Origin of the sequence: Rhizobium skierniewicense Ch11 (genome assembly GCF_023757665.1) — a bacterium.
Taxonomy (GTDB): domain Bacteria; phylum Pseudomonadota; class Alphaproteobacteria; order Rhizobiales; family Rhizobiaceae; genus Agrobacterium; species Agrobacterium skierniewicense.
Genome location: NZ_RXPG01000028.1, coordinates 337,056 through 354,585, shown reverse-complemented (window position 1 = coordinate 354,585; position 17,530 = coordinate 337,056). Strand labels below are relative to the sequence as shown.

The window sequence follows — 17,530 nt, the reverse complement described above, 5'->3', positions numbered from 1 at the left end:
CATGGGTATCTGGATCGATTGCGATATGGGGTTTGATGACATCGCCGCCATCATGGTGGTCACGTCTCATGGGCTTCAGATCGATGGCGTGTCGCTGGTGTTCGGCAATGCCCCGCTTGAGCAGGTCAGCAAAAACGCAGCCGGTGCCGCCGCTGCCTTCGGTTGGCGCTTTCCCATTCACTCAGGTCGGGAGCGACCCGTGCTCGGACAGCTCGAAACCGCGCAAACGATCCTTGGGGATACCGGAATTCCCACTATTGGCGCAGGCTTACCCGACGCCGCCGATCTGCCCTACAGCGATGCTTTCACGGCCCTGTGCACCTGGCTGGCCGACGGTCAAGCCGACAAACGCGCTCTCGCGCTTGGACCGCTCACCAATATCGCCGCCGTCTGTCTTGCAAGACCCGATCTTGCCGCTCGCATCACGCAGCTCGTATGGATGGGTGGTGGCGTGACGGCTGGCAATCATACCGCCTCTGCCGAGTTCAACGCTTTTGCCGATCCCGAAGCGCTTTCTATCGTCATCGCACACGGTCTTCCCTTGCGGATGGTCGATCTCGATCTCTGCCGCAAAGTGACGGCGGATATGTCCGATATCGCGCCCATTCGCGCAGCGGCTGGCCGCAATGTCGGTTTGATCGCCGATATGCTGGAAGGCTTCATCGCCATCGCAACAAGCCGTGGGCGCGATGCGATGGCGCTGTACGATCCCTGTGCGGCGGTGGCTCTTGTGGCGCCCGATTGCATCGGCTGGAAAAATGCGCGCATCAATGTCGAGGTTCACGGCGCATTGACGCGTGGCCGAACCGTGGTCGAAGCGCGCGCCGCCCATGCGTCACGATTCAATGCGCAATACGCAGAGACGGTCGATGCAATCCGTGCGAAATCCATTATTCTTGATGCCCTGCTTCAGGAGGCTAGCCGATGAGAGAGCAAGCCATCATCGTTGATCGTGACGGGATGATCGAAAATACGTTGCGCGCCCGTGCCGTGGCGGCAGCACGCGGCGACCAGCCTTTCGATATATTGATCAGCGGCGGCATACTTGTCGATGTCGTGACGGGCGAGCGTCGCCCCGCTGATATCGGCATTGTCGGGCCGCTGATCGCGAGCGTTCATGAGGCGGGCACCCGCACGGATGCTGCAAAGGTTCTCGATGCGACGGGTGCCTATGTTTCGCCAGGCCTGATCGACACCCATATGCACGTGGAAAGCTCCATGGTGACACCGGCGGCCTATGCCGGTGCCGTCGTGCCGCGTGGCGTCACCACCATCGTCTGGGACCCGCACGAATTCGGCAATGTCCACGGCATCGATGGCGTACGCTGGGCGGCGGAGGCTGCCAAGGGTCTGCCGCTGAGGGCTGTTCTCCTCGCCCCGTCGTCCGTGCCGTCCGCACCGGGGCTGGAGCAGGCAGGTGCGGATTTCGATGCCTCTGCGATGGTCGAAATGCTGTTCTGGCCGGAAATTGGCGGCGTGGCCGAAGTCATGAACATGCGCGGCGTTATCGAACGAGATCCGCGCATGAGCGCCATTCTCCAGGAAGGCCTGTTTTCCGACAAACTGATCTGCGGCCATGCGCGAGGGCTTGAGGGCGCTGATCTCAACGCCTTCATGGCAGCAGGCATCACCTCCGATCACGAGCTGACATCGGCTGCCGATCTGATCGTCAAGCTGCGGGCGGGGCTGGCGATAGAGCTGCGCGGTTCGCACGACCATCTCCTGCCGGAATTCGTGGAAGCCCTGAACGCGCTCGGCCATTTGCCGCAAACCATCACATTGTGCACCGATGATGTTTTTCCGGATGACCTTCTGAAAAGCGGCGGCCTTGATGATGTGGTGCGGCGGCTGGTGCGATATGGCCTGAAGCCCGAATGGGCACTGCGCGCCGCTACGCTCAATGCGGCCACGCGTCTGCAGCGCAACGATCTCGGCCTCATCGCTGCTGGGCGTCGGGCGGATATCGCCGTCTTCGAAGACTTGTCGCAATTCTCCGCACGACATGTGCTGGCCAGCGGTACTCTTGTTGCAGAAGCTGGCAAGATGCTGGTCGATCTCATCGAGATGGACGCCGCACCCCTCCAGCATTCTGTGAAACTGACACCGCGCTCGCCGTCTGATTTCAAGGTCAAATCCGAGGGCAACAGGGTCAGGCTGGCCACCATCGACAAACCGCGTTTCACCCAATGGGGGGAGGCGGAAGCCGCCGTTGAAAATGGTTTCGTGGTGCCGCCCGAGAGCACAACGATGATTTCGGTCACCCACCGCCACGGCAAGGCCGATCCCGTCACCAGAACCGGTTTTCTGACCGGTTGGGGCAAATGGGACGGTGCTTTCGCTACCACGGTTTCCCATGACAGCCACAATCTCACGGTCTTCGGGGGCAATGTGGATGATATGACGGTTGCGGCCAACGCCGTCATCAAGGCAGGCGGTGGCATGGCCGTTGCGTCCGGCGGCAAGGTTACAGCGATGCTGCCGCTACCGCTCTCTGGCCTCGTCTCCGGCGCACCCCTTAGCGACATCGCCGCCGGTTTCGAAACCGTGCGCGACGCGGTTGGCCAGATCGTGGAATGGCAGCCACCCTATCTCGTCTTCAAAGCCTGCTTCGGCGCTACACTCGCCTGCAACATAGGCCCGCACCAGACGGACATGGGCATTGCCGACGTGCTGACGGGGAGGGTGATGGAAACCCCGGTGATCGAGGTTATGGAGTAAGGGCAGTCATTCAGCCGCCAGTTCCTGCTCCACCAATGTGGTCCAGAACGCGACGCCAGACGCAATCGCATCGTCGTTGAAATCATAGGACGTGTTGTGGTGCAGCGCGCCGTCCACGGCGGGGCCGTTGCCAAGCCAGACGTAGCAGCCCGGCACGTGTGCTGCGAAAAACGAGAAGTCGTCGCCGGCGGTGGAAGGCGGAAACGTGGTTCGCGTCCTTTCACCGAAAACACTCTGCGCAGCCTTCAACGCCCGCCGCGTCGTATCGGCATCATTGATAACAGGCGGAATGCGGCGGATGAAGTGGTAATTTGCCTCTATGCCGAACATGGCGGCGGTACCCGTTGCCAACCTGCCGATTTCCTCTTCCAGCTGGTCGCGAACATGTGCCGAATAGGCCCTTGCCGTGCCACCGATTTCGACGAGATCGGGGATGACATTCAGCGCTTTCGGATCACCCGCCTGCACCGAACAGGCACTGACGACGGCCGGTTGCAACGGATCGACCACCCGTCCGACAATGCTTTGCAGGGCTGCCAGAAAGCTTCCCGCTGCTGTAATCGGGTCGCGCCCCAGATGCGGCTTTGCGCCATGGGTGCCCACACCTTGGAACATCACGCGCCAGCTATCGGACGAGGCCAGTTGCGGCCCTTCGACGACGGCCATTTCATCCACATCCAGCCCTGGCATATTGTGCAGGCCGTAGACGGCATCACAGGGGAAAAGATCAAACAGCCCGTCCTCAACCATCCGTTTTGCGCCGCCGCGTCCTTCTTCGGCGGGTTGAAAGATGAAATGCACCGTGCCGGAGAAATCGCGGGTTTCGGCCAGATGGCGGGCGGCACCCAGGAGCATCACCGTGTGGCCATCATGGCCACAGGCATGCATTTTTCCGGGCACGGTCGATTGATAGGGACGGTCAGCGATCTCAGGCATGGCCAGCGCATCCATATCGGCGCGCAGGCCAATGCGGCGCGTGCCATTGCCGACCTGAAGCGTGCCGACGACGCCGGTTTTGCCCAGGCCGCGATGAACCGTTATACCCGCCTCTTCCAGGTGCCTGACGACCAGCGCGCTTGTGCGCTCTTCCTCAAAGCCAAGCTCCGGGTGGGCGTGCAGGTCTCGCCGCAGAGTGGTCAGAAAGGGCAGGTCGTTACCGAACCGGGCAAGCGGGGTCATGGGCGGCATATCCTTGCAATATCGAAACACGCATCTTTTTCTAGTGCAGAAGTCTCTGAAAATTAATAGGAAGCAGCCTGGAAAACAGGAATATTATTGCCGCGAAAGGAATGGTCATGAAGCCGCACGAATTCTGGCAGGATATCCATCCGCCCGGCAGTTTCGACGTTACCAGTCCCCATCCCGGCTTTTTCCCGGTCACGCTCGACGATGGCAGGCAGTTGCGCCTGCCAATCCGTCCGCTGGCGGATGGGGAACACGCGCTTGCATCCCTCATCGTCAATCAGGCGTCGTTTGCCATTGTCGAAGCCTTGGCCGACGATCTGGCGCAAAAGCTTGAAAACTTCGACATCGATGTCGTGGTTGGCCTTCCCACACTCGGTCTAACGCTTGCGGCCGAGGTGGCAAAGCGCCTTGGCCATAGCCGCTATGTGCCGCTCGGAACGTCGCGCAAATTCTGGTATCTGGACGCGCTGTCGGTGCCGATGTCATCTATCACCACACAGCAAGAGAAGCGGCTTTATATCGATCCACGCATGCTGCCGCTTCTGGAGGGCAGGCGGGTTGCGCTGGTGGATGATGTGATTTCCAGCGGCACCTCTATTGTCGCGGGTCTTTCGCTTCTGGCCGCTTCCAGCATCGAGCCCGTGGTCATCGGCGCGGCCATGCTGCAATCCGACAGGTGGGTGGAAAAACTGGCCAGTGCCGACACCCGCTGGCCTGATAAAGTGCGGGGCGTTTTCCGAACGCCGATGCTCAAAAAGACAGGTGACGGGTGGCATTTCTGACTGTTACCAATCGCCGGTAGGCAGCGAATGTTCATTTTTTCATCCTGCATATTTTTTGACTTGCGAAGCCGTGAAGGATGGGCCTAGGATCATCGCCAACCATTTGATACGGCATCAAGCATCCCGCTAAGCCCATGGCTTCAAATATAAAAATACGAACTTTCTGTTTGGAATTCTTGCATGCAACGTGTGTTCGACGGTCATAACGATGTGCTCTTGCGGTTATGGCGCAATGCCAAATCGGGAAGCGATCCCGTCGCGGAATTCGTGCAGGGCACCGTTGAAGGCCATATCGATGCGCCGCGCGCCAAGGCAGGCGGATTGGCGGGTGGCATCTGTGCCATCTACATTCCCTCCGGTGATCTGATCCTCAAGGCGCCAGACGCGTCAGGGCATTATATCACTCCGCTTGCAGCCCCGCTGGAACGTCAGCCATCGCTGGATATCGCATTGGAGAAGGCAGCGATCGCGCTGCGTCTCGATCAGGCCGGCGCCTGGAAGCTTTGCCGGTCAACGACCGAGATCAGCAAAGCCATGGATGACGGCATCTTCGCCGCCGTCTTGCACATGGAAGGCTGTGAGCCGATCGCCGCCGATCTCGATGCGCTGGATGTGTTTTATGCCGCAGGCCTGCGTTCGCTCGGTCCCGTCTGGAGCCGTCACAATATTTTCGGCCACGGCGTGCCCTTCGCCTATCCCATGTCGCCCGATACTGCACCGGGCTTGACCGATGCCGGTTTCGAGCTGGTGAAACGCTGCAACCAGCTCGGCATCCTCATCGATCTCGCGCATATCACCGAAAAGGGTTTCTGGGACGTGGCAAAGACCACCGACCAGCCTTTGATCGCCAGCCACTCCAACGCGCATGCGCTGACGCCGGTCGCGCGCAATCTCACCGATAAGCAGATGGACGCCATCAAGGAGAGCAACGGACTTGTTGGTCTCAACTACGCTGTCACCATGCTGCGCCCGGATGCGCGTGAGGATGCCGATACCCCGCTTTCCGCCATGGTCCAGCATATCGATTATATGGTCGAACGCATGGGCATCGATTGTGTGGCGCTTGGTTCCGACTTCGATGGTGCGACCATTCCAGCGGAAATCCGGGATGCCAAGGGCAACAATAATCTTGTTGCGGCGCTGAAATCTGCGGGCTACGCTGATCAAGACCTTGCTAAAATTTGCCGGGAAAACTGGCTGCGCGTTTTGGCTCAGGCCTGGCACGAACCGGCCTAAGACCGAGTAGACATAAAGATACAAACAGGGGAAGACGATGAACAAATCGCTCAACAAAGCCGCCCGCATTCTTGCCACAAGCGTGGCTCTTTCGATGCTTTCTCTTGCCGCCCCGCAGGCCTTTGCGGCAACGCCTGCCGACACGCTGGTCGAGGGTTTCGCCATTGATGACATCATCTCGCTTGATCCGGGCGAGGCGTTTGAAATCACGACTGCGGAGGTTACCGGCAATACCTATAGCAAGCTCGTCTCCATCGATATCACTGATACGTCGAAGGTGAAGGGCGATCTGGCCGAAAGCTGGACGACGTCCGAAGACGGCCTGACCTATACGTTCAAGCTGAAGCCCGACCTCAAATTTGCCTCCGGCAATCCCGTCACGGCAGACGATGTCGCCTTCTCCATCGAACGCGCCGTCAAGCTGGATAAATCTCCGGCATTTCTTTTGACCCAGTTCGGTCTCACGGGCGATAACGTCACGGAAAAGGCCAAGGCTACGGATGCCAATACCTTCGTTTTGACGGTGGACAAGGCCTATGCGCCCAGCTTCGTTCTCAACGTTTTGACGGCAACGGTTGCCTCCGTCGTTGACAAAAAGCTTGTGATGGAAAAGGCCAAGGCTGTGACGCCAAGCGCCGATTACAAATATGAAAGCGATTTCGGCAACGAATTCCTGAAGACCGGTTACGCCGGTTCCGGCCCTTACAAAATCCTCGGCTGGAAGGCCAATGAAGCGGTTATTCTGGAAGCCAACCCGAATTATTATGCCGAGAAGCCAAAGCTCAAGCGCGTCGTCTATCGCCATATGAAGGAAAGCTCGGGCCAGCGTCTGGCGCTGGAAAATGGCGATATCGATGTGGCCCGTAACCTTGAGCCCGGCGATATGGAAGCCGTCTCCAAAAAAGAAGGCTTCACTGTTATCTCGGCACCGAAGGGCACGGTCTATTATCTCGGCCTGAACCAGAAGAACGAGAACCTGAAAAAGCCCGAGGTCGTGGAAGCCTTTAAATATCTGGTCGATTACGAGGGCATCGGTGCCACCATCATCAAGGGCATTGGTGAGGTTCACCAGACCTTCCTGCCCAAGGGTCAGCTTGGTGCCCTGGATGAAAATCCCTACAAGCTCGATGTGGCCAAGGCCAAGGAATTGCTGGCAAAGGCAGGCCTGAAGGACGGTTTCACCGTAACCATGGATGTGCGCAACACGCAGCCAGTGACTGGTATTGCCGAGAACATCCAGCAGACCCTGGCGCAAGCCGGCATCAAGCTCAGCATCATTCCTGGTGATGGCAAGCAGACGCTGACGAAATATCGTGCCCGTCAGCACGATATCTATATCGGCGACTGGGGTTCGGACTATTTCGACCCCAACTCGAATGCCGAGACCTTCACCATCAACTATGACAATTCGGATGAGGGCAAGACCAAGACGCTTGCATGGCGCAATGCCTGGGACGTTCCTGAGCTGACAAAGCAGACACAGGCAGCGCTTCTTGAAAAGGATAACGCCAAGCGTGCGGCCATGTATCAGGACTTGCAGCGTAAGGTTCTGGAAAGCGGTCCGTTCGTCGTGATCGAACAGAAGACGGAAATTGCCGGTTTCTCCAACAAGGTCAAGGGTCTGAAGCTTGGACCAAGCTTCGACACCAACTATGTCTTCCCGGTCTCCAAGGAATAGTCCGGCAGGATTGATCCAGTGACCATCATTGAAACAGTACCAAGGCCAAGGCGCGGCAAAAGCCGCGCCAACAAGCGCCTGAACGCCATCATCGGCTTCCTTGTCACCGTCATCACCACATTTTTGGGATTGCTGGCGGTTACCTTCTTTATCGGTCGCGTCATCCCCATCGATCCCGCTCTCGCCATCGTGGGCGACCGTGCGCCTGCCCATGTGGTGGAGCGTGTGCGCGAAGAGCTCGGCCTCAACCTGCCGCTCTGGCACCAGTTTTTTCTCTACATCAAACAAGCGCTATCGGGTGACTTTGGCACCTCGGTGCTGACCACCAATCCTGTGATGACCGATATTATCAGGGTCTTCCCTGCGACCATCGAGCTTGCCACCATCGGTACGCTGATCGGCGCTGTCTTCGGCATTCCGCTTGGCGTTCTCGCCGCCGTCAAGCGCGGCAGCATCATCGACCAGATCGTCCGCATCATCGGTCTTGTCGGTTATTCCGTGCCGATTTTCTGGCTGGGCCTCTTGGCGCTTCTGGTGTTTTACGCCAAGCTGAACTGGGTTGCCTATCCCGGACGGATGGATATCGTCTACGAATTCACCTTCACGCCGGGAACAGGCTTTTATCTGCTGGATGCCTTCTGGCAGGGGCAGTGGGATGTGCTGTGGGATCTGTTCCGGCACATCATCCTGCCTGCCGGATTGCTGGGTTATTTCTCGCTCGCCTATATCAGCCGCATGACGCGCTCCTTCATGCTCAATGAACTTGCCCAAGAGTACATCGTCGCCGCCCGCGCCAAGGGTCTGTCGGAAATGCGTATCATCTGGTTCCACGCGTTGCGCAACGCTGCCGTGCCGTTGTTGACAGTCATCGTGCTGTCCTACGCCGGTTTGCTGGAAGGTTCTGTGCTCACGGAAACCATCTTCTCCTGGCCGGGGCTTGGCCTTTACATCACCAATTCCTTGCAGAATGCGGATATGAACGCCGTTCTCGGCGGCACCATCGTCATCGGTGCCGTGTTCATCAGCATCAATCTCCTGTCCGATCTGCTCTACCGGACGCTCGATCCAAGGACGCGCAGCCGATGACGACAGCTTTGACCCCCTTGAAACCTTACAGCCGGGAATGGCTGCTGTCCGACAGACCGGCATCCCGTAGGCAGGCCCGGCTCGGCCGCGCCTATGTCATCTGGCGGCGGTTTTCGGAAAACCGGCTGGCGCTGGCCGGGCTCGGCATCATCGCGGCGCTGGTGCTGGTGGCGATCTTTGCCAATGTGCTGGCCCCGCATTCACCCGTGCAGGGGGATTTGCGCAATGCCCGCCTGCTGCCTCCCGGGAGTGCCGGTTATTGGCTCGGCACGGATGATCAGGGTCGCGATATTCTCTCGCGCCTCATCCACGGTTCGCGGCTGACGCTGTTCGTGGTCATGCTGGTGGCCATCATCGCCGCCCCCGTTGGCCTCATCGTCGGCACCGTCGCCGGTTATGCCGGTGGCTGGGTCGATGCCGTGCTGATGCGCATCACCGATATTTTTCTGGCGTTCCCCAAGCTTGTTCTGGCGCTGGCTCTGGTGGCAGCCTTGGGGCCGGGCATCGAGAATGCGGTGCTGGCCATTGCCGTCACCTCATGGCCGCCCTATGCCCGCATTGCCCGCGCTGAAACCATGACATTCCGCAACTCTGATTTCATCGCGGCTATCAAGCTCATGGGCGCGTCGCCTTGGCGCATCGTGCTCAAACACGTCATGCCACTGTGCATGTCATCGCTCATCGTGCGTGTGACGCTGGATATGGCGGGTATCATTCTGACTGCCGCCGGTCTCGGCTTTCTCGGCCTCGGTGCACAGCCGCCGCTGCCGGAATGGGGTGCCATGATCGCATCCGGTCGCCGCTTTATTCTCGACCAATGGTGGGTCGCCGCCATGCCGGGAATTGCCATTCTCATCGTCAGTCTGGGCTTCAACCTTTTGGGCGATGGGCTGCGCGATGCGCTGGATCCGAAGGAGGCAGGTCAATGACGGCTCCGCTTCTGACCGTTGACAACCTGCGCGTCAGCTTTCCCACCCGCACCGGGTTGGTGGAGGCGGTGCGCGGCGTGTCTTTCACGCTCGGCAGGGAGCGTCTCGGCATCGTCGGCGAATCCGGTTCCGGCAAGTCGCAGACCGGTCGCGCCATCATGGGGCTGACGCCGTCTGCCGCGAAAATCGAGGCGGATGCCCTACGTTTCGGCGATATCGATCTGCTGAAAGCCTCGGCTAAACAGCGCCGCAGCATTCGCGGCAAGCGCATCGGCATGATCCTGCAGGACCCGAAATATTCACTGAACCCGGTCATGCCCATTGGTCGCCAGATTGTCGAAACGTTACGGACGCATGAGCGCATCAGTTCATCGGATGCAAAACAGCGTACGCTCGACATGCTGGAGGCGGTGCAGATCCGCGAGCCGGAACGCGTTTTCGGTCTTTATCCGCACGAAGTATCCGGCGGCATGGGCCAGCGCGTGATGATCGCCATGATGCTGGTCTGCGGACCGGAACTTCTGATTGCCGACGAGCCGACATCAGCGCTCGATGTGACGGTACAACTGGAAGTTCTCGGCATTCTCGACAAGCTTGTGCGCGATCGTGGCATGGGGCTGATTTTCATCTCTCACGATCTGCGGCTGGTTTCCTCCTTCTGCGACCGCGTCCTCGTCATGTATGCGGGCCGCGTGGTGGAGGAGCTTGACGCGGCCAATCTGGACCATGCGCAGCACCCTTACACGCGCGGGCTGCTCAACTGCCTGCCCAAGATCGGCGATAACAGGCATCCCCTGCCGGTTCTGGACCGCCAGCTGGAGTGGCGCCTATGACCTCAGTTCTTTCCGTTTCCGATCTGCTGGTGGATTTCGATGGGCACATTGCGCTTGATGGCGTCAGCATCGACGTGAACAAGGGCCAGTCCTTTGGTCTTGTCGGCGAATCCGGCTCGGGCAAATCCACGCTGCTGCGCGCCATTGCCGGTCTCAACCACTTCGATGAAGGCACTCTCATGGTCGAGGGGCGAACCTACAAGAGCAAGTTCCGGGAAAAGAGCTTTTACCGCGATGTGCAGATGGTGTTTCAAGACCCCTACGGCTCGCTGCATCCGCGCCAGACGGTGGATGCGCTGCTGTTGGAGCCCTTGACGATCCACGGCATTGAGGACAAGGAAGCCCGCATCACTCGCGCGCTGGATGAGGTCGGTCTTGGAAGCGGCTTCCGCTTTCGCTACTCGCACCAACTGTCCGGCGGTCAGCGCCAGCGCATCGCCATTGCCCGCGCGCTCATTCTTGAGCCGAAAATCCTGCTGCTGGACGAACCGACGTCGGCGCTCGATGCTTCCATTCAGGCCGAAATTCTCAATTTGCTGGAACAGGCCCGTAAGGACCGAAACCTCACTTTCCTGATGGTCAGTCACGACCTCGGCGTCATCAGCCACATGTGCGACCGCTTGGCGGTCATGAAAAGCGGCAAGGTGGTGGAAATGCTGGATGTGGACGCGCTTGAAAGCCGGACGTTTGAGGCGGATTACACGCGGCAATTGCTGGTGGCCAGCGAAGGTTTCGTGCGTGATTGAGGCATGGCAGTGATGCTGCTACAACCTCCCTCATTCCTGTGACAGGCACAGGGATGAAAGAGATGGCGTCACCATGAACCTCCGCGCATTGATGTATTTCGATGAGCTTGTCCGCACCAGTTCCATGCGCGCGGCGGCGGAAAATCTGAATGTCGCGCCGACGGCCGTCAGCCGCCAGATCGAAAACCTCGAGGACTATTTCGGTGCGCCGCTGGTGGAGCGATCCAGCCGTGGCGTGACCTTGACGGCAGCGGGGGAGCTTCTGGCAGCACGGGCTGGCAAGACCCTGCGCGAGCTTTGGCATGTCCACCAGCTGATCGATGATCTCAAGGGACTGGAACGCGGCCGTGCCACGATCTATGCCAATGGCGCCACCGTCGCCAGCCTGCTGGCACCGGCGCTGTCGCAGTTCGCCCAAGCCTATCCGAAGCTGCGTTTCGAAGTTCACATTACCAGCGCCCGTCAGGCCATCGATGCGCTGGTTTCTTCACAGGCCGATATTGCCCTCACGCTGTTTGCTCCAAAAACAACGGAGGTCAAAATCCTCGCAAAGCGCGAGATCTGTTACGACGTCATCCTCCCCGCAGACCATCCATTGGCGGCTAAGACGTCGATCGCATTGAAGGACCTAGCGTCTGTGCCTCTGGCTTTGCCGGACAAAACCTTCGCGGCACGGCAGGCTTTCGATGCCCTGTTTGAGCAAGCCGGCATCACGCTCGATCCCGTGTTCACTGTCAGCTCGCTGGAACTGCTGAAAGAACTGGTGCTGGACCGCGCCGCCGTCACCCTTCTGCCGGCTCTGACTGTTGCCCGCGACATCAAGGCTGGCCAGATGGTCGCGGTGCCCATAAGCGGTCCCAAGGGCGTGCGCACGCATATGGAACTTGGCGTTGCGCCACACCGGGAGCTCTCCTTCGCAGCAGCGACGCTGGCGGATTTCATCGGGACTTTCATTGCTAACCTGCCAAAATAGGCAGTTGATTTGCGCCCCTGATATCGTGTAGCGATTTCAGCAACGCGCTGGACACAGAATGTTGGCGCCGCTCGACTGGAGACGATGATGATGCACAGCATGCTTTTGCAATCGGTAACCCTCACACGCCGTTTGGCGCTAGGCCTTGCCGTCGCGACTGCTCTTTCAGCGATGCTGCCCGCCACGGCGGCTTTTGCAGCGGCAAAAAACGCCATCACCATCGGAATGGGCACAGAGCCTGCAGGGCTTGACCCGACAGCCGGTGCTAACGTCTTCATTGGCCAGGTGACATGGCAGAACATCTTCGAAGGCCTCGTCACGATCGACAGGGACGGAAAGATCCAGCCGCAACTGGCGGACAGCTGGGAGATATCCGAAGACGGCAAGACCTACACGTTCAAACTGCGTGAGGGCGTGAAATTCCACGATGGCGAGGCTTTCGATGCCTCTGTTGCCAAGGCGTCGCTGGACCGTGCAAGGGGCGATGCTTCCATCAACCCGCAAAAGCGCTTCTTTGCGGCCATCGATAGCATCGAAACGCCAGACCCGACGACGCTCGTTCTTACGTTGAAGCAGCCGTCCGGCAGCCTGCTCTATTGGCTCGGCTGGCCCGCCTCAGTGATGGTCGGCACCAAATCTTCCGACGGCAACAAGACCACGCCCATCGGCACCGGTCCGTTCAAGTTCGTCAACTGGTCCAAGGGTGAGAAGGTCGAGATGGCCCGCAACACGGATTACTGGGACAAATCCGCGACCATCGCGCTTGAAAAAGCCACGTTCCGTTTCATTCCCGATCCGCAGGCCCAGGCCGCCGCGCTGAAATCCGGCGATATCGATGCTTTCCCCGAATTTGGCGCACCGGAACTGATGGCCTCCTTCGAAGGGCATACCCGGCTCGGCACCTTCATCGGCAACACCGAACTGAAGGTCGTTGCTGGCATGAACAACGCCGTCAAGCCTTTCAACGACAAGCGCGTGCGCCAGGCCCTGATGATGGCGGTGGATCGCGCGACGGTGATCGAAGGCGCATGGTCCGGCTTTGGCACCCCCATCGGCAGCCATTACACCCCCAATGATCGCGGTTACGTCGATACGACAGGCGTTCATCCCTATGATCCCGAAAAAGCCCGGACGTTGCTGGCTGAAGCTGGTTATCCGAACGGTCTTTCCTTCACCATCAAGGCGCCGCAAATGCCCTATGCGCAGCGGACCTCGCAGATCCTGCAAGCCATGTTTGCCGAGATCGGTGTGACGATGACCATCGAGACCACGGAATTCCCGGGCAAATGGGTGTCGGATGTGCTCAAAGGCGCCAATTACGACATGACCATCGTCGCCCATGCGGAGCCGATGGATATCGATATATTCTCGCGTGACCCCTATTATTTCAATTACAAGAACCCGACCTTCAACGAGATCATCAAGAACGTCGAACTGACAGCCGATCCGGTAGAACAAGAGGATCTGTATCAGGACGCGCAGAAGATCCTGGCGCAGGATGTGCCAGCGCTGTTCCTTTTCGTGATGCCGAAGCTCGGCGTTTGGGACAGGAAGATTGAGGGGCTGTGGGAAAACGAGCCTATCCCGTCCAACGTGCTGACAGATGTGCGTTGGGAAGAGTGATGGTGTGTTTGCAGTATAGCCACACCCACCGCCCTACAGGCCGGGCCTCACCATGATCGCCCTCATCCTCAAACGCCTTCTCGGTCTTTTCTTTACGCTGCTCGCCGTATCCTTCCTGATCTACACCGTCATGGGTCTGTTACCAGGGGATCCGGCCGCCATCATGCTCGGCACATCGGCAAGCCCCGATACGCTGGCGGCGCTGCAAAAACAGATGGGTCTCGATCAGCCGCTGGTGCTGCGCTACGTCTCATGGCTGGCAGCCATGGCGCATGGCGATCTCGGGCAATCCTATACCTATGGCGTACCGGTGGCGGGGTTGATCCTTGACAGGCTTGCGGTCACGTTGCCACTGGCGTGCATCGCCATCACCCTTTCCATTCTCATCGCCGTGCCACTTGGTGTCATGGCCGCGCGATACAGGGGAGGGGTGATCGATCGTTTCTGCGGCCTGTTTTCCCATGCGGGCATCGCCGTTCCCGGCTTCTGGGTGGGACTTTTGCTGATCCTCGTTTTTTCCACCACGCTTGGGTGGATGCCAGCGGGCGGTTTTCCCGGCTGGCAGGCGGGGTTCGTTGCCGCATCGAAGGCGCTGGTGCTTCCAGCGGTGGCGCTCGCCTTTTCTCAGGCCGGTGTTCTGACGCGGGTCTGCCGCTCGGCCATGCTGGAGGTGATGAGCGAGGATTTCGTGCGCACCGTCAGGGCCAAGGGCATCGGTGAAACCGCCACACTGTGGAAGCACGTCCTACCCAATGCGCTCATCCCCGTCATCACCATGGTCGGCCTGCAATTCACGTTCCTGATCGCTGGCACGGTTCTGGTGGAAAACGTCTTCAATCTTCCCGGCCTCGGGCGCCTTGCCTTTCAGGCGCTGACGCAGCGCGATATCGTTGTTATGCAATCGGTCGTGCTGTTCTTCTGCGCGCTGGTCATATCCATGAATTTTCTCGTTGATATGGCCTACCTGCTGATCGATCCGCGCTTGCGGGCGCGTGCCGCATGAGACGTTTCAATATCCGCAATGGCACCCTTCTGTCTGGCGCCACCATCACCGGTGCTCTGGTCGCCATCGCGCTGCTATCCCTCGTCTGGACGCCGCAGGTGCCGACGAAAATGCAGATTGCCGCCAAGCTCAGGCCGCCGCTGGCGCATGGTCTGCTGGGAACGGATCAATTCGGCCGCGATCTTCTCTCCATGCTGATGGTCGGGGCGTGGAACTCGCTGTCCACCGCCGTCCTTGCTGTTGCCATCGGGGCCACCATTGGCACGCTGGTCGGCATTTTTGCGGCTGCCCGGCGCGGTGTCGTCGAAGCTTTGCTGATGCGCCTTTGCGATATCATCTTTGCGCTGCCACCCATCCTCTCAGCCATGATGCTCGGCGCCTTCATCGGTTCCGGTCGCTTCACCGCCATCGTCGCCATCGCCACCTTCATGGTGCCGGTCTTTGCGCGCCTGACCTGCGCGGCGGCCCTGCAATTATGGGCGCGGGATTTTGTGCTGGCAGCGGAAAGTCTGGGGCGAAGCAGGGGCGGGATCACGGTTACCCATATCCTGCCGAACCTGACCAACCTCATCATCGTGCAGGTCAGCATCCAGCTGGGGCTTGCGATCCTGACCGAGGCGGGGTTGAGCTTTCTCGGTCTCGGCATGCCACCACCCGCGCCCACCTGGGGGCGGATGTTGTGGGACGCGCAGACCTATCTGTCGCTTGCGCCTTGGCTTGCCATTTTGCCGGGGCTTGCGATCGCGCTGGCGGTTCTCGGCTTCAATCTGCTGGGAGATGGCCTTCGCGATCGGCTCGACCCGAGACTGCGGCACTAGTGGAAACAACGACAATCTCAGCGTCTTGTCGTATTGCTGCCGCCATTGTTCTGTTACAGCGGGACCATAATCCTGGAGTTGAAAACCTATGCTGCGCCTGTCGGATAATCCTGCTCTCTGCGGTTCGGTCGATGATGCCGATCCGGCATTGACGGAACCCGCCACGCCAAAAGTCGGCCTTGTCGATATTCTGCACGCGCTTGCTGGTGATGAAAGCCGCACCCGCATCTCCGTTGGCGATCTCTTGTCCGCCATGGGCGACCGTGCCTTTGGCGCGTTGATGCTGGTCTTTGCTCTCCCCAACATCGTGCCGACACCACCAGGCACATCTGCCATCACAGGCACGCCGCTGGTGTTTCTGGCAGCACAACTGTTTGCCGGTAAGAACCCGTGGCTCCCCCGTGTCATCTCCGAACGGTCATTGGCACGGGAAGATTTTGCCCGCGTCGTCCAAAAGATCGTCCCGGTTCTGCTGCGGGTTCAGAAACTTCTCAAGCCACGCTTGGAGGGTCTGTTATCGCCGGTGTTCGAGCGCGTTATCGGCCTCATTTGCCTGGTTCTCGCCGTCATCCTGGCTTTGCCAATCCCGCTCGGCAACATTTTGCCTGCCATCGCGATCGGCTGTTTTTCCTTCGCTCTTCTGGAGCGGGATGGTCTCTTCGCGCTGATCGGCGGTGTTCTCGCTGTGACCTCGGTGGCTGTCGTCAGTGGCGTGATTTACGGCATTGTCAAAGCCGCGCTTTATTTCGTGGTCGGACCATTGCTGGGGTGAGCGTGCCTTGCCGCGTTTGACATCGGCTCTAGAAAAATGTCAGCACAGTGGAAATGCGACGTGAGGGCAGGCATATGGCCAGACGATCCGAAACCGGTGGACGGCTAGACGACGCGGCGAGAGCCGGGTGGCTTTATTACGTTGCGGGCCGCACGCAAGACGAGATTGCCAGTGCCATGGGCATCTCCCGCCAGTCGGCGCAGCGGCTTGTTTCGCTGGCGGTCACCGAACGGCTGATCAAGGTACGCCTCGACCACCCTATTGCCGCCTGCCTCGAAAAAAGCGAGGCCCTGCGCGAGCGGTTTTCTTTGAAGTATGTGGAAGTGGTGCCGAGCGATCCGGCAGGCACATCCTCCACCGTGGGCATTGCCGAGGCGGGGGCGGCTGAAATCGAACGCTGGCTGCGCAAGTCAGACCCCATCGTTCTCGCTATCGGCACCGGACGAACGCTGAAAGCGGCGGTCGACCAGTTGCCGCCGATGGAATGTCCGCAACACCGCATCGTCTCGCTCACCGGCAATATCGGACCGGACGGTTCTGCCGCCTATTACAACGTCATTTTCAGCATGGCGGATGCCATCAAGGCGCGGCATTTCCCGATGCCGCTGCCGGTTCTCTGTTCGTCGGCAGAAGAACGGGAATTGCTGCACGACCAGTCGATGGTGCGCTCCACATTGGCGCTGGGTGCTGCCGCCAACGTCACTTTCGTCGGTGTCGGTCAACTGGCAGAGGACGCTCCGCTCTGCGTCGATGGTTTTCTCGAGGTTCAGGAGATGCGCGACCTCATCGCCAAGGGTGGTGCGGGTGAGATTTGCGGCTGGTCCTTCGACCGGGATGGCCGGATTCTGGAGACGCCGATCAATGATCGTGTCGCCTCCGTTCCCCTGCCGCCACGCGAGACGAGCACGGTGATCGGTATTGCGCAGGGCAAGCAAAAATCGCCCGCCATTCTCGGTGCTCTTCGGGGTGGCCTGTTGAACGGCATCATTACCGACGAAGTCTCTGCTGAGTATTTGCTCGCGAAGTGAGCAGAAATATCACTTTAAAACCAGTATGTTAGATAATCCTTGTGCATCGCAGCGCAGGTAGGTGCTTGACTTTTGCCTCTCATAAGTGAGTATTTGCCCTAGAGCAAAGCGAATGCTCAA

Annotated in this window: 16 protein-coding genes; 15 read left to right on the top strand and 1 reads right to left on the bottom strand. The window is 59.3% G+C overall.

Annotation, left to right across the window (positions count from 1 at the left end; translation table 11 throughout):
- The first annotated feature begins 1 nt into the window (after nt 1).
- Both EKM04_RS18295 and EKM04_RS18290 read left to right on the top strand, forming a co-directional pair.
- Nucleotides 2-928, top strand: coding sequence for a nucleoside hydrolase (locus EKM04_RS18295; RefSeq protein ID WP_183896161.1), 927 nt, complete (start codon nt 2-4; stop codon nt 926-928).
- Nucleotides 925-2,718, top strand: coding sequence for an adenine deaminase (locus tag EKM04_RS18290; RefSeq protein ID WP_183896107.1), 1,794 nt, complete (start codon nt 925-927; stop codon nt 2,716-2,718). The genes EKM04_RS18295 and EKM04_RS18290 overlap by 4 nt, the downstream gene beginning before the upstream one ends.
- 6 nt (nt 2,719-2,724) lie before the next feature.
- On the opposite strand, the gene EKM04_RS18285 is transcribed toward EKM04_RS18290, so the two are convergent.
- Entirely contained in the window at nt 2,725-3,897 is a 1,173-nt protein-coding gene (locus EKM04_RS18285; protein WP_183896105.1) for a M20 aminoacylase family protein, read from the bottom strand.
- A 116-nt stretch (nt 3,898-4,013) separates the two neighbouring features.
- Between EKM04_RS18285 and EKM04_RS18280 the strand changes: the two genes are divergently transcribed.
- The 13 genes from EKM04_RS18280 (at nt 4,014) to EKM04_RS18220 (ending at nt 17,410) form a co-directional block, all read left to right on the top strand.
- Nucleotides 4,014-4,685: a phosphoribosyltransferase gene (locus EKM04_RS18280; RefSeq protein ID WP_234910935.1), complete on the top strand. Its 672-nt coding sequence runs from the start codon at nt 4,014-4,016 to the stop codon at nt 4,683-4,685.
- Nucleotides 4,686-4,865: 180 nt separating this feature from the next.
- Nucleotides 4,866-5,921, top strand: coding sequence for a dipeptidase (locus EKM04_RS18275; protein WP_183896101.1), 1,056 nt, complete (start codon nt 4,866-4,868; stop codon nt 5,919-5,921).
- A 37-nt stretch (nt 5,922-5,958) separates the two neighbouring features.
- A complete protein-coding gene (locus EKM04_RS18270) occupies nt 5,959-7,599 on the top strand; it encodes an ABC transporter substrate-binding protein (RefSeq protein WP_183896099.1) in 1,641 nt (546 codons plus the stop codon).
- A gap of 18 nt (nt 7,600-7,617) precedes the next feature.
- Complete coding sequence (locus tag EKM04_RS18265; RefSeq protein WP_183896097.1) at nt 7,618-8,685, top strand: ABC transporter permease; 1,068 nt, start codon at nt 7,618-7,620, stop codon at nt 8,683-8,685.
- Entirely contained in the window at nt 8,682-9,614 is a 933-nt protein-coding gene (nikC, locus tag EKM04_RS18260) for a nickel transporter permease (RefSeq protein ID WP_183896095.1), read from the top strand. The genes EKM04_RS18265 and nikC overlap by 4 nt, the downstream gene beginning before the upstream one ends.
- Complete coding sequence (locus EKM04_RS18255) at nt 9,611-10,447, top strand: ABC transporter ATP-binding protein (protein WP_183896093.1); 837 nt, start codon at nt 9,611-9,613, stop codon at nt 10,445-10,447. Before nikC ends, EKM04_RS18255 begins: the two co-directional genes overlap by 4 nt.
- Nucleotides 10,444-11,193 carry an ABC transporter ATP-binding protein gene (locus tag EKM04_RS18250; protein ID WP_183896091.1) on the top strand — a complete coding sequence of 250 codons (750 nt, stop codon included), beginning with the start codon at nt 10,444-10,446 and terminating at the stop codon, nt 11,191-11,193. The genes EKM04_RS18255 and EKM04_RS18250 overlap by 4 nt, the downstream gene beginning before the upstream one ends.
- Before the next feature lie 73 nt (nt 11,194-11,266).
- Nucleotides 11,267-12,166, top strand: a complete 900-nt coding sequence (locus tag EKM04_RS18245; RefSeq protein ID WP_183896089.1) for a LysR family transcriptional regulator — start codon at nt 11,267-11,269, stop codon at nt 12,164-12,166.
- A gap of 87 nt (nt 12,167-12,253) precedes the next feature.
- On the top strand, nt 12,254-13,789 hold the full coding sequence (locus EKM04_RS18240) for an ABC transporter substrate-binding protein (RefSeq protein WP_412762969.1): 1,536 nt from the start codon (nt 12,254-12,256) through the stop codon (nt 13,787-13,789).
- 52 nt (nt 13,790-13,841) lie between these two features.
- Nucleotides 13,842-14,792: an ABC transporter permease gene (locus EKM04_RS18235; protein ID WP_183896085.1), complete on the top strand. Its 951-nt coding sequence runs from the start codon at nt 13,842-13,844 to the stop codon at nt 14,790-14,792.
- Complete coding sequence (locus EKM04_RS18230; protein WP_183896083.1) at nt 14,789-15,610, top strand: ABC transporter permease; 822 nt, start codon at nt 14,789-14,791, stop codon at nt 15,608-15,610. The genes EKM04_RS18235 and EKM04_RS18230 overlap by 4 nt, the downstream gene beginning before the upstream one ends.
- 190 nt (nt 15,611-15,800) lie before the next feature.
- A complete protein-coding gene (locus EKM04_RS18225) occupies nt 15,801-16,382 on the top strand; it encodes an exopolysaccharide biosynthesis protein (RefSeq protein ID WP_210290095.1) in 582 nt (193 codons plus the stop codon).
- 74 nt (nt 16,383-16,456) lie between these two features.
- Nucleotides 16,457-17,410, top strand: coding sequence for a sugar-binding transcriptional regulator (locus EKM04_RS18220; RefSeq protein ID WP_183896079.1), 954 nt, complete (start codon nt 16,457-16,459; stop codon nt 17,408-17,410).
- The last annotated feature ends 120 nt before the right edge of the window (nt 17,411-17,530 follow it).